Origin of the sequence: Acetobacter sp. DmW_125128, assembly GCF_008704325.1 — a bacterium.
GTDB lineage: Bacteria > Pseudomonadota > Alphaproteobacteria > Acetobacterales > Acetobacteraceae > Acetobacter > Acetobacter oryzifermentans.
Genome location: NZ_VHOP01000004.1, coordinates 44863 through 57241, shown reverse-complemented (window position 1 = coordinate 57241; position 12379 = coordinate 44863). Strand labels below are relative to the sequence as shown.

The window sequence follows — 12379 nt, the reverse complement described above, 5'->3', positions numbered from 1 at the left end:
CTGAATGGTCTGCTGTTGTATAAATGCCGTTCGTTCAACGGCACATGTTCCCTGCATCCACGACGTTGTCGGCCGCCTCACGCACGCTGAAGGCAAGCAAGAACCAAAGGTGCAAATTGAACCGCCCCGGGTTTACCGGAGAGTAAAACACTCAAAGGATGAGCCCTATGACGAACCAGAAATTCACCCCTGCCTATCCTGCTGAACTTCGAGAACGCGGAGTTCGGCTTTTTCGAGAGCACCGAGGTGACTATGCCAGCGACAATGCGGCTTACAAGGCGATTGCACCGAAGCTTGGTTGTTCTCCGGACAGCCTGCGTGCCTGGTGCCAGCAGGCCGAACGTGACGCCGGCCAGCGCGGCGGGCTGACGAGCGCTGAGAAGGACCTGAACTCAAAGATCCGTCGTGCTGTGCGCACCCGCGGCCATTTCCCCAGTGAAGAGGCCGCAGCAAAATTGATTCACCTGGCGCTCAATGCTACCTCAGCAGAGTGGAAGCCCTCAGTGCGCGAATGGTACGCTGTCAGATGCCAGCTCGCTATCATGTTCGATGATCGTTTCCCAATGGCCTGAAAAAATGGCACCGCACAAAATTCTACACAGTCTCGGCAACACATCTCAAGGCGCACCGGACATCGGTATCCCTGCTCGAAAAGGGGCTTTTCCCCGCCATATCGGACGGACAAAAGCGGTCTGAACTCAAAACTTCATGCTGTGTGCGATGATCAGGGCCGGCCTGTCCGTTTACATCTGACTGCGGGACAGATCGGTGACTTCAGAGGCGCAGACGTGCTTCTGGCAGATCTCCCCGACGAAACAGAAGAAATCATCGGGGACAGAGGCTATGACAGTAACCGTATCAGGTTATCGCTTGCAGAACGCAATATCACTGCCTGTATTCCCCCGAAAAAGAACCGAAAATTAAAGCCGCCTTACAACTGGCATTTGTATAAAACACGCCATCTGATCGAAAACATGTTCGCAAAGCTGAAAGACTGGCGGCGTGTTGCAACCAGATACGACCGCTGCGCTCATACATTCATGTCTGCAATTCACATCGCAGCAAGCTTCATCTTCTATCTCAAAAAATGAGTCCTGAGCCTAAGAGATGGTGCCTCTTTCTCTCGCTCAAATAAAGCAGCACCAACTCACAGAGATGTCGTTAGGCACCCCAAAAGGGCGGCAACTATTTGGGCCCATTTTGGGCCCACCATGATGTGATATCTAGTTGTATCCAGTGACAATCAGTGATATTAAATACCATGTTATCAACAAGTTAATCTGAAAAACCCAGCTATTTAGCCACCACTTATCGCCCTTTCACGGCGGCAACACGGGTTCGAATCCCGTACGGGACGCCAAGTTTTTCAAGGACTTGCAGCAGGTTAATCTGAAAATCGTTGATTTTTGAGCCAATCCCCAGCCAAACTGGGAGAGGAAAGCTGTTACCCAAGGGCGTCTGGTATCGTGGCCCCAACCAATATCAGGCCCGCAGGATGATGAACTCCTGCGAAGCTGCTTCTCGACCAGACGAGGTTTTCAAGCATTACCCATATATGGTGTGGCTCATCAGGTGGTCGATTGAACAAGGCAGCTGCTTAGGGGAATCCTTCAGTTTGCGCTGGTAGGATATAGACTTCCACAGGCAGACCTTCCCTCGCTCACGTGAAGAGTGACAGACACAAAGAAGAACTTGATCCCGAAATCCGCCCTATGACCAAGGGCGCACAACGCGTTCTCACGAAAAAGCGGGCCACCATGGAAAAATTACCTGACCGAAAAGACATTGTCTTTTCGGTGGGAGAGAGAAAAATCTTTTCTGTTCTGTTCGGTCGCATGACCCGGCAAGCCGGAATTCAGGATTTGACCTTTCATGATTCACGTCATGAAGCCACATCGCGGTTGGCCCGCTATCTGAACCCGATTATACTGCCCCAGCTCACGGGCCATCGCGATCTGAAGTCACTCAATCGCTACTACCAGCCCGTGCCCGGAGATATCGCAAACAAAACACACTAGCTGCCTGTCAGGATAATCAAATGTAACCAGAGCACGTTTAAAAAAAGCCTAAACTATGGTTCCAAAAGCATTTATCGTTAAGATCATCATTGATGATTAAGTGATAAAACAGAGTTCAGGCCAGCAAGTGTCACGAGAAAATTTTAGCGAACTGCTTTCTTTTCTGGCAGTTGCCCAAGAACGGAGCTTTACAAAGGCGGCGGCCCGCAGAGGTGTCACGCCCTCTGCAATAAGCCACACCATGCGTCTTCTGGAGGAACGACTAGGCGTCACTCTTCTGACGAGAACAACACGTCGTGTCGTTCCCACGCCTGCGGGAGACTATCTGCTGCAAAATATTCAGCCGCTTTTCGACGAAATCGAGAACCGAATGAGCAGCCTTGACGAATTCCGCAAATGTCCCAGAGGCAATCTTCGGATCACCGTGACAGATGAATCTCTGGGCTTCTTTCTTCGACCTCGTATTGCAGATTTTCTAAAGAATTACCCGGAAATCTCCCTTGAGATCTCAACGGATTTGCGCCTGATTGATATTGTGGATGAAGGTTTCGACGCGGGCGGGCGCCTTGGAGAACTGGTGACACAGGGGATGATTTCAGTGCCTGTATCGCCTGACATCCCATTTGCAGTTGTTGGGTCTCCGACCTATTTCAAAAACCATGCCATCCCCAAAACCCCGGCCCGTCTGCAAGAGCACAACTGTATCGGTGTTCGTCTACCCACCCATGGAAAGATTTATCCGTGGCGTTTCAGACAGAAAGGAAAAGACCTGAAATTTCAGCCTGTCGGTCAATTTATCTGCAACAACGTGTTCGGTGCGCGCGATGCCTGTCTGGACGGTATTGGTCTCGCCTACATTCCTAAAATTGTTACAGAAGAACACATCCAGAATGGCAAACTGATATCAGTTCTGGAACCCTTCTGTCCGACGCATCTGGGGTTTCATCTCTTCTACCCCCGACACCATCGCCATTCGATGCCTCTGTCGCTGTTTGTCGAGGAAATGAAAGTAAAATGAGAAAGCCTGCTCTTAAGAATACAGGCTTTCTGGCGCGAAGGTTTAACTGCCGATAAGAGGAAGCTGCTTAAGCATTTCCTGCAGGTTCAGGGCATCCCAGGGCATGTGTTCGGCAATTGTCATACCGACCACTTCTTTTTCAGTCGTCACTTCCTGAATCAGTTTCAGAACGTCGGGAATGTTGAGTTTTCCCTCAGCAACGTCTCCAAAATCATGCTTGCCACGACCCGGTTTTGCAAAAAGCAGAGAACGGAAGTTATGCGGATCCAGCACATCAAGATCCAGATGAATAGCAAGCACTTCAATCTGACTGTCTTTTAGCCATTCCATAACCGGCTGTGCACCATCACGCACCTGCTGAGGTGAACATGTCCGCAATCCATGATCCGCAATGAACTGGGCTTCGAACGGAAGTGGATCATGAATGCCCGCAATCATCACATTCTTTGCAGGAACCGGCTTTGTCACTGCCTTTGTCAGGTCGGGATCGCCATGGCCTAACAGAGCCCCCAGAACGTGTGCATGTGCGTTCATATACTGCTTTGGGGTCTGAACGTCTGGATGGGTATCAATCCAGAGCACCCCCAGCTTATCGCCATAGCGTTCTGAAAGCCACGAAAAAGGCACGAGTGAGACAAGACAGTCCCCGCCCAGAACCGCCAGTGACTTCGGTTGATGACGTTCAATGATTGTCCGGGCTTCTCCGATTTGTTTCAGCAAGACACTGCGTCCACGCATTTCATTTTCGACTGGCAGAGGGACGTCTGTCGGAGCGTCAACCGGAACTTCCTCAACAGGTCCAGCAGAAGGAGGAGCCAGCCAGGCTAGAAGTTTTGACCCCAGATAATAGGGAGGATTATCTCCGCCTTGCCACTGAGGGAAAATAAGTCTCAAAGTTTGGGAATTCTGATCCGCCATGGAAGACCTCCTGTCAGGTAAGTGCATGCGGTATGCCTCGGCACCGATCAGACAACTCGCCATCGCGCCAGATGTGAGGGCGATTATCTTTCTTCTTTCGTAAAAAATCCGAGATTTTCCAAACCGCTTCATACAATAGAGTATTTCATGAGAAATATAGAATTAATAGATGTTTATTAATGAAATTTACTCACAAACATTTTGATAAAAAACTCTATAGTCATGCAACCCCTTCGATTTTAAGACAGGAAAATCTCTAAAAAAGGCCAAAGCTGTATCCACGTCGTGTGGATTGGCCCTATCTGAGTTCATATGAAAATGAGTGCCATAAATGAATATAATTACTTCATGTTTAGTAAATACTCATTTACTTTTTGTTTGTATGTTTAATGCGACATTATAGGATATATTTTCCAACCTGAAATTTCAGCAAAAATTCTCTCATCATGCAGCATTTGATTTCTCGGGAGCTTTCTCCTGGTCGCCAGAAACTGGTCATCCTGTCTCTGGCGTTGGGATAATTTGTGTCAGTCACCACTGAATTTCTTCCTATAGGTATCCTGCCTGATATTTCGACAACATTTCCTGTAAGTTCCGGAACGGCGGGGCTTACCATGACAGTTCCTGGAATGATGGCAGCACGTTCCGCTCCTGAGGTCATGCTTTTTTCAAGGCTCATAGATTGTCGCAGGATTGTTTTATGGCTCTCCCTTATTCTGCTCGCAGGTTACCTGATTGCCATCATGGCACCGACATTTGCAGTGATACTGCTTAGCCGGGCACTAGTCGGTATCAGTCTTGGTGCATTCTGGGCGATGGGCCTTTCTGTCGCAGTAGAACTCGGTGCCAAGGAAAAGACGCATAAGGCAGCCGCGGCTGTTTTTGCAAGGGTCAGGGCAGCCATGATCCTTGAGGTTCCAATGGGATCTCTTGTAGCCGAATAATCATCCTGGTGTGGTGCATTTGTGGCCGCCGCAATCATCGCCATTGCCGCTTTAGTCATGCAGTGGAGAATGCTTCCAACTGTTCCAGCGAAAAGCCATGTCCGGCTCACTGACTTCAAAGCATTCGTCTGGATACGCGACGCACGGAAAAGTATCGTTATGATCGCTACCGTTTTTGCAGCACATTGTGCAGCCCAATCTTTCGGGGTTTTCCAAGAGAAACCTCAAAAAATTATTCTCCATTTTAAACCCTAAGCTGCTTATGATGCTTCCCGTTTTCTGTTTCACCACAATCAAACAACCACGTTGCACTCTGATGGAAGTGTCATCATTCAATTTGTAGCAAACGGATCACTTGAGATAGCAAATCACCTTTTCACTTGGGGCAACACAGTCGAAATTGTTGAACCCCACTCTCTTCGAGAAAAACTCTGCGAAATGCTAGAAGCAGCATTCCAACATCACAAAGCTACGACCATTTCTGACGCATTGAACCATTAAACACTTTTTTATGAGCTCATTTATAAGAGTAAAAAACAAAGAGGAAAAGAATAACATTCTGCTACCATATGTTCACCAAAAACGATAGAACACCATAAAATGTAAACATGCATTACTTATTGCATTTACACAAAATGAATATCTTTATGAGGATTAATACCCTATGTTTGATAATACTAATTTATTCCGCTGGGCAACATCAGAGTTATCACAAGATGCTTTTATTTGCTGGCTGTTAAGTTGGGCTGATAGCTCATGTGCAAGCAAAGACCTTAAAATGCATAATGCAGGAAAAATATTTGTTAATTACTTACTTGAATTAAGCAAAGAGAACCCCATTTCAAGTGAAAATATCGTTGTTAAAAAACAACTTGATTCAGCGGACATTGTTGCTGAAATTGGCAAAAATCTCATTCTTCTTATCGAAGATAAAACTGATACTTCCGAACATGGCAACCAATTAGATCGCTATAAAACTGCAATCCAAGCCCGTTACCCCAACCGGAAAATCTTACCGATTTTTTGCAAAACAGGAAATCAATCGAATTATAAAAAAGCAAAAAAGTCTGGATACAACCTTCTTTTGAGAAGAGATTTTTTGAATGTTTTAATAAAAATTAAAGAAAGTGGGTTAGAAAACAATATATTCAATGATTTTTTATCGTTGCTTGATTTTCGTGAAAAAGAAACGCAAAATTTTCTCCACCTTCATCCTAACGACTGGTCCCGTTATTCTTGGCAAGGTTTTTTTCTCTCTCTTCAAGAAGTTTTTCCGGATCTTAATTGGGGATATGTTGCCAATGCACAAGGCGGATTTATGGGAGCTTGGTGGCATTTTGGGGCTTGGTCTGGCTGGCAAACCTACTTGCAAATAGAAGAAAAATCTCTTGTCATGAAATTAGGCTGCTGGACAGAAAAACACCTACCAGCCGCCCGATCGTCTGTTAGAAACAGATGGTTAAAAACGCTTAAAGCCGCAAACAAAGAGAGCGATATAACAATAACTCCTCCAGTAAGGCGCGGAAATGGACGTTCTATGACAGCAGCCCTTGTCAGTTCGGAAAGAAACTGGATACAACTCAATAAAAATCAACTCATTGATTTTGATGCCACGGTGACTTTCCTACGTAAAGCAATGGCAGTAATTGATAAGGCCCGTAGTGATTTAACTTTTGCTGATGATAAGTAAGAAAAGTATTCCATTTATCTTTTTTAAAAAATCAGAAATTTACAGGGGGCTATTTTCTGCCTCCTGTGAAATCTCATAATAATTTAATGAATTATCTTGATTACTCCACGGGTTTACCCACGAAGTGAACCCTTTACCACTTAAGGCAAACGGGTTTGAAGCCCGTGCAGAACACCACGTTTTTCGTAACGCTTACAGAGGATTTTCTTAAAGTTCCACTCCCTCAAATCGCAATGTTGGCGCGCACTTCTTCTGCATCCATTTCTGCAACTTGCCCAGAAAGTATAATTTTACCTCTATCCATAACCTCTACGGTATCAGCAAGATTAAATGCAAAATCAAAGTATTGTTCCACCAACACAATGGCCATGTCTCCACGATCTCTCAACATAGAGATAATAGTGCCAATGTCCTTGATAATATTGGGTTGAATGCCTTCTGTTGGTTCATCCAACACCAAAAGCCGAGGGCGGATAATAAGGGCACGTGCAATAGCCAACTGCTGTTGCTGCCCGCCCGATAGGTCACCTCCACGTCGATTAAGCATTTTTCCCAAAACAGGGAACAGTTCAAAAACTTCGTCTGGTATTTTTCTGTCTCGCCGTTTTAGAAGGCCATACCCGGTTTCAAGATTTTCACGCACACTCAGCAAAGGAAAAATATCGCGCCCCTGCGGCACTGTCGCAATGCCCCGCCTTGCACGTTCATAAGCGGAAAGGCTTGTGATATCCTCTCCCTCCCATACAATCTTACCTGAACTGACAGCATGCATACCTGTAATGGCACGCATAAGGCTGGTTTTACCAACCCCATTACGCCCCAGCACACATGTAACCTTGCCTGCGCATGCTTCTAAAGAAATACCTCGCAAAGCAATGGCAGCCCCATAATGCAGATGCACATCCTCAACCCTAAGCATAAGGACATTCTCCTTTTCTGCATTTACGGTTCAGCATTTTAGCGTCCAAGATAAACCTCAATAACTCTTGGATCATGACTGACATCTTCCAAATTACCTTCCGCCAGAACAGATCCTTCATGCAACACCGTTACTGTCACCCCTAATGCACGCACAAAATCCATGTCGTGTTCTACAACGACCACACTACGTGTTTGGTTGATCTCTCGGAGCAACTCCGCGGTTGCCATGGTTTCTGCATCTGTCATGCCCGCTACGGGTTCATCCACCAAAAGCAAGTCTGGCTCCTGCCCTAACAGCATGCCTATTTCCAGCCACTGCTTCTGCCCGTGGCTCATCCCACCAGCCTGCCGGGCAGCATGATCTTTCAAACGGGTCGTTTCCAGAATCTGGTCTATGCGCTCCTGCTCTTTACCTGAAAAACGCGCAAGCAAAACAGAAAATGGTGCACGAATACCACTTAAAGAAAGCAATAGGTTTTCTTGCACAGTTAACGCTTCGAACACTGTTGGTTTTTGAAATTTGCGGCCAATTCCTAAACGAGCGATTTCTGGTTCATCCAGTTTGATCAAATCATCTCCACAAAACTGAACTGTGCCTGTATCTGGGCGCGTCTTTCCCGTGATGATATCCATCATCGTCGTTTTGCCTGCACCATTTGGGCCAATAATTGCCCGCATTTCCCCTGGATGCAGCGTCAGGTTCAATCCATTAATAGCCCGGAAACCATCAAAAGCTACGCTAACATCACGCATTTCCAGCAAAGGTGTTTGACTCACGCCTCTTCTCCTTCCGGGTTAGAGACTTCAGGCGTAACTTCCTCCGGCTGCTTTTTGACAAGATGATGCCGCAACCCCATAAGGCCCTGAGGGAGAAAAAGGGTGGTAACAAGAAAGAGCAAACCAAGCCCATAAAGCCAAAACTCTGGCAACCATGCGGTAAAAAGTGTTTTACCGCAACTTACCAATACAGCCCCAAGCACAGACCCTGACAATGTACCACGCCCACCCACGGCAACCCAGATAACAGACTCAATAGAATTGGCAGGAGCAAACTCACCAGGGTTGATAATACCCACCTGTGTTACATAAAGAGCGCCGCCAATGCCCGCTACCATGGCCGAAAAAACCCATATCAGCAGCTTGGCCTGTTCTGGACGGTATCCTAAAAAACGCGTGCGGTTTTCTGCATCTCTTACAGCCACCAGCAGATAACCAAATCTGCCCGATACAAGCCACCGAGAGAGCAGCAAACCCCCTGCCAACACAGCCCCAGTAACCACTAAAAGTACTGCGCGTGTAAGAGGTGAATGCAAATCCGCCCCTAAAATATCCTTAAAATCTGTTAGGCCATTATTGCCGCCAAAGCCTAAACCATTCTGAAAAAATGCCAACATCAAAGCATATGTTAGAGCCTGCGTGATAATGGAAAGATAAACACCCGAAACACGAGAGCGAAATGCTAACCAGCCAAATACACCAGCCAGAATACCCGGCACTATCAGTACCAGTAACATCGCCCATGCAAAATGATCACTCCCCCACCAGTACCATGGAAGTGACTTCCACGATAAAAAGATCATAAAATCTGGCAAATTGGGATTACCATAAACGCCACGGGTGCCAATTTCCCGCATGAGGTACATGCCCATGACATAACCACCCAATGCAAAAAATGCTGCATGCCCCAATGTAAGAATACCTGCAAAACCCCATACAAGATCAACAGATAAAGCAAGTATAGCATATGCCAAATACTTGCCTGCCAATGAAACAACAAAGGTTGAAACATGGAGTGGATTTGCTTCTGGAAGTAAACTTGCACCCGCCAACACAATCGTAACCGCAAATGCCACTGCAGCCATACGTATGGCGCCGGAAAAAGACTTTGTGGTTGAAGGTGACAGCGCGTTCATGACTCTACACCCCGACCACGCACAGGGAACATACCTCTCGGATGCCGCTGAATATAGAGAATAACCAGAACAAGAATGGCAATTTTAGCTGATACAGCCCCAATAGTGGGTTCCAGTATTTTTCCACCCATACCAAGTGTCATGGCCGCAGCTAATGTGCCCCACAGGTTACCAACACCACCAAATACCACCACCATAAAGCTATCAATAATGTAAGACTGCCCCAAATTAGGGCTTACATTATCAATCTGGCTTACAGCCACCCCGGCCAAACCAGCAAGCCCAGCCCCCAGCCCAAAAGCCAACGCATCTACACGCGGTGTACGTATCCCCATCAACGCTGCCATACGGCGGTTTTGTGTAACAGCACGCATTTCCAAGCCAAGTGATGTTTTGCGCATAACCAGCATAAGCGCGCCCAGAACCAAAAAGGCAAAAACAAAAATTGCCAATCTGTTTAAGGTAATATCCACACTCCCAAGCATCCATGATCCAGAAAGCCACGCAGGTGTTATAACCGCGATATTGGTAGGCCCGAAAATAGACCGAATAGCCTGCTGAAGAATGAGAGAAAGCCCCCATGTTGCCAACAGAGTTTCCAGCGGTCTGCCATACAAAAAGCGGATCAAACCGCGTTCGATAAGAATACCCAGCAAACCACACACACAGAACGCAACAGGAATTGCCACTAAAAGGGAAACAGGCTCTAACCACGGAACGGTTGCCCGAATACCCTGCTGCACCAGCCATGTTGTATAGGCGCCAATCATCATCAGCTCACCATGAGCCATGTTGATCACACCCATAACGCCAAATGTAATGGCAAGCCCAGTTGCAGCCAAAAGCAATACAGACCCATAGCTCAGCCCGTAAAAGGCATTTTGCAATACGCTCCATACACGCTGTTTCAAATCTATGCTGGAAACAGTTTTTGCCGCTGCCTTCCGCACTTCCACTGTTTCATGATCAGATGCAGCTACAACAGCAAGTAAGCCGCGTGCTTCCAGATCTCCTGCTGAACCAAGCGTTTTTACAGCAGCCAAACGTGTGGCCTCCTGCCCCGGTTGCACAGGTTGTGCCAACATTGTTGCCGCATTTGCCTGTTCAAGTTTCAACCGAACATGACTGTTCTTTTCACGCTCCAGAGCATGATGAATAACCGGCAACATGGCAGGATTATGCTGCGCATACATTTGAGTTGCGGCTTTTAAACGCACTGTATCTTCTGGAGAAAGCAATTCCAGTTCTGCAGTTGCGCTCGCCAAAACCTGGCGAACATGATTATTCATCCGCACAGGTTTAAGATCGGCTGGTATATTTTGTACAGACTGACCGGTTCGAGCATCAACATAGGTTGTGCCTGCCCGAATAAAAACCCCACCCGCAGGAGAATAAACTAGATGCCGTTTTTCCAAGGCATCTATAACCGCTCCAGCTTGCGGATTACCAGAAGCCACCATAGCCGAAACCGTATCAGCTATGGCATTAAACTGGCCACTTTCCAAACCTGAAAATTCGTCTGCTGCTGCCACTCGCATGCCTGAAAATGCAAGCAGTAAACAGACAGCACCAGCCCACAGAAACTGGCTGAACCTACGCATGCTTTTTACCAATACACGTTTTAGTGGCTGTATTATAATTCCCACACGAAATTGGCTTGCTCCAGTCTCCGATCAGATTTTTAGTTTCTGGCACCCACGGAGACCAAGCCTGCCCAGCTATTGTGCTGGGTGTTTTCCAAACAACACTAAACTGACCATCTTCCTGAATTTCACCAATATATACAGGCTTTGTGAGATGATGATTAGGTAGCATTTGCGCTACACCACCCGTAAGATTAGGTTGGCGAATACCTATCATGGTATCTATAACTTTATCATGATCTGTAGTGCCTGCTTTGGTTACGGCCTGCACCCACATATTAAAGCCAATATAATGGGCTTCCATTGGATCATTTGTTGTGCGTTTTGGATTTTTTGTAAATTCATGCCATTGCTTGATGAATAACTTATTTTCTGGCGTATCAATGCTTTCAAAATAGTTCCATGCGGCAAGTTGCCCAACCAATGAGGTTGTGTCCATACCTGCCAGCTCTTCCTCACCTACGCTAAATGCCATTACCGGAATATCTGTTGCAGACACACCTTGGTTACCCAGCTCCTTATAAAAAGGAACGTTGGCATCACCATTAATAGTGGACACAACAGCAGTTTTTTTGCCAGCCGCTCCAAACGCCTTAATTTGCGAAACAATGGTCTGCCAATCAGATTGCCCGAATGGTGTATAATTCACCATAATATCTTCGTCCTTAATGCCTTTGGACTTCAGGTAATTGGCAAGAATCTGGTTTGTGGTCCGAGGATAAACATAATCTGTACCAACTAAAGCAAAACGTTTGGCGTTACCGCCCTCTTCGCTCAACAGATAATCTACCGCCGGAATAGCCTGCTGATTAGGCGCAGCACCTGTGTAAAAAATATTACGGCTACATTCCTGCCCTTCATACTGCACCGGATAGAACAGAATACCGTTGAGTTCTTCAAACACCGGCAACACAGATTTACGGGAAACACTGGTCCAGCACCCAAACACAGCATCTACTTTATCAACAGAAAGAAGCTGACGGGCCTTTTCAGCAAATAGCGGCCAGTTTGATGCCGGATCTACTATCACTGGCTCCAAAGGCCGCCCCAGCAAACCACCTTTGCGGTTTTGCTCCGCAATCAGCATGAGCATGACATCTTTTAGTGTTGTTTCACTAATAGCCATTGTCCCTGAAAGGGAATGCAAAATACCCACTTTAATGGGTTGCCCGGTGGGAGCTGCTGCCAAGGCCTGGCTTGGCCGATATGCTGCGCCTATGGCTGCAACTGATGATGCCAGGGCTAGGCGCCCAAACGCACGACGGGAAAATTTTGGCAAGATGTCGGACATAAGAAAGCACTCCAGTTGCTGCT

General features: G+C 46.8%; 13 protein-coding genes and 1 pseudogene. 8 read left to right on the top strand and 6 right to left on the bottom strand.

Annotated features, from left to right (window positions below):
• Positions 1–167: 167 nt before the first annotated feature.
• From FKW19_RS15635 to FKW19_RS01780, 4 genes are all read left to right on the top strand, one after another.
• Positions 168–572: a transposase gene (locus FKW19_RS15635; protein ID WP_238331225.1), complete on the top strand. Its 405-nt coding sequence runs from the start codon at positions 168–170 to the stop codon at positions 570–572.
• A gap of 141 nt (positions 573–713) precedes the next feature.
• Positions 714–1091 carry an IS5 family transposase gene (locus FKW19_RS01790; protein WP_164076298.1) on the top strand — a complete coding sequence of 126 codons (378 nt, stop codon included), beginning with the start codon at positions 714–716 and terminating at the stop codon, positions 1089–1091.
• A 621-nt stretch (positions 1092–1712) separates the two neighbouring features.
• Positions 1713–2018, top strand: coding sequence for a tyrosine-type recombinase/integrase (locus FKW19_RS15630; protein WP_238331224.1), 306 nt, complete (start codon positions 1713–1715; stop codon positions 2016–2018).
• 100 nt (positions 2019–2118) lie between these two features.
• Positions 2119–3036 carry a LysR family transcriptional regulator gene (locus FKW19_RS01780; protein WP_089179632.1) on the top strand — a complete coding sequence of 306 codons (918 nt, stop codon included), beginning with the start codon at positions 2119–2121 and terminating at the stop codon, positions 3034–3036.
• 42 nt (positions 3037–3078) lie between these two features.
• Here FKW19_RS01780 and FKW19_RS01775 read toward each other — a convergent pair whose 3' ends face one another.
• Positions 3079–3954, bottom strand: coding sequence for an arginase family protein (locus tag FKW19_RS01775; RefSeq protein ID WP_089179633.1), 876 nt, complete (start codon positions 3952–3954; stop codon positions 3079–3081).
• A 524-nt stretch (positions 3955–4478) separates the two neighbouring features.
• On the opposite strand from FKW19_RS01775, the gene FKW19_RS01770 reads away from it, so the two are divergent.
• The 4 genes and pseudogenes from FKW19_RS01770 to FKW19_RS01760 all read left to right on the top strand — a co-directional run bounded on the left by FKW19_RS01770 (position 4479) and on the right by FKW19_RS01760 (position 6588).
• Positions 4479–4898: an MFS transporter gene (locus FKW19_RS01770; protein WP_116100210.1), complete on the top strand. Its 420-nt coding sequence runs from the start codon at positions 4479–4481 to the stop codon at positions 4896–4898.
• A 21-nt stretch (positions 4899–4919) separates the two neighbouring features.
• On the top strand, positions 4920–5153 hold the full coding sequence (locus FKW19_RS15625; protein ID WP_238331222.1) for a hypothetical protein: 234 nt from the start codon (positions 4920–4922) through the stop codon (positions 5151–5153).
• An 18-nt stretch (positions 5154–5171) separates the two neighbouring features.
• Positions 5172–5399: pseudogene (locus tag FKW19_RS15620) on the top strand (WYL domain-containing protein); the annotation flags it as partial.
• 163 nt (positions 5400–5562) lie between these two features.
• Positions 5563–6588 carry a PD-(D/E)XK nuclease family protein gene (locus tag FKW19_RS01760; protein ID WP_089179635.1) on the top strand — a complete coding sequence of 342 codons (1026 nt, stop codon included), beginning with the start codon at positions 5563–5565 and terminating at the stop codon, positions 6586–6588.
• Between the two features lie 223 nt (positions 6589–6811).
• Here the strand turns inward: FKW19_RS01760 and urtE are convergent, their stop codons facing one another.
• From urtE to urtA, 5 genes are read right to left on the bottom strand one after another with little or no spacing between them, the layout of a single operon-like run.
• Positions 6812–7507 (bottom strand): urea ABC transporter ATP-binding subunit UrtE, encoded by a 696-nt coding sequence (gene urtE / locus FKW19_RS01755; protein ID WP_006115808.1) that lies wholly within the window; start codon positions 7505–7507, stop codon positions 6812–6814.
• A gap of 38 nt (positions 7508–7545) precedes the next feature.
• Entirely contained in the window at positions 7546–8286 is a 741-nt protein-coding gene (gene urtD / locus FKW19_RS01750; protein WP_089179636.1) for an urea ABC transporter ATP-binding protein UrtD, read from the bottom strand.
• Positions 8283–9422 (bottom strand): urea ABC transporter permease subunit UrtC, encoded by a 1140-nt coding sequence (urtC, locus tag FKW19_RS01745; protein WP_089179637.1) that lies wholly within the window; start codon positions 9420–9422, stop codon positions 8283–8285. Before urtC ends, urtD begins: the two co-directional genes overlap by 4 nt.
• Entirely contained in the window at positions 9419–11023 is a 1605-nt protein-coding gene (urtB, locus tag FKW19_RS01740; protein ID WP_089179638.1) for an urea ABC transporter permease subunit UrtB, read from the bottom strand. Before urtB ends, urtC begins: the two co-directional genes overlap by 4 nt.
• On the bottom strand, positions 11016–12356 hold the full coding sequence (gene urtA / locus FKW19_RS01735) for an urea ABC transporter substrate-binding protein (RefSeq protein ID WP_089179639.1): 1341 nt from the start codon (positions 12354–12356) through the stop codon (positions 11016–11018). Before urtA ends, urtB begins: the two co-directional genes overlap by 8 nt.
• Positions 12357–12379: the final 23 nt, after the last annotated feature.

What these genes read in the sequence shown, in the direction of transcription:
- urtC (WP_089179637.1), bottom strand. Translation starts at nt 9,422, where the DNA reads ATGAACGCGCTGTCACCTTCAACCACAAAGTCTTTTTCCGGCGCCATA.
- FKW19_RS01760 (WP_089179635.1), top strand. Translation starts at nt 5,563, where the DNA reads ATGTTTGATAATACTAATTTATTCCGCTGGGCAACATCAGAGTTATCA.
- urtE (WP_006115808.1), bottom strand. Translation starts at nt 7,507, where the DNA reads ATGCTTAGGGTTGAGGATGTGCATCTGCATTATGGGGCTGCCATTGCT.
- urtB (WP_089179638.1), bottom strand. Translation starts at nt 11,023, where the DNA reads ATGCGTAGGTTCAGCCAGTTTCTGTGGGCTGGTGCTGTCTGTTTACTG.
- FKW19_RS15635 (WP_238331225.1), top strand. Translation starts at nt 168, where the DNA reads ATGACGAACCAGAAATTCACCCCTGCCTATCCTGCTGAACTTCGAGAA.
- FKW19_RS01775 (WP_089179633.1), bottom strand. Translation starts at nt 3,954, where the DNA reads ATGGCGGATCAGAATTCCCAAACTTTGAGACTTATTTTCCCTCAGTGG.
- urtA (WP_089179639.1), bottom strand. Translation starts at nt 12,356, where the DNA reads ATGTCCGACATCTTGCCAAAATTTTCCCGTCGTGCGTTTGGGCGCCTA.
- FKW19_RS15630 (WP_238331224.1), top strand. Translation starts at nt 1,713, where the DNA reads ATGACCAAGGGCGCACAACGCGTTCTCACGAAAAAGCGGGCCACCATG.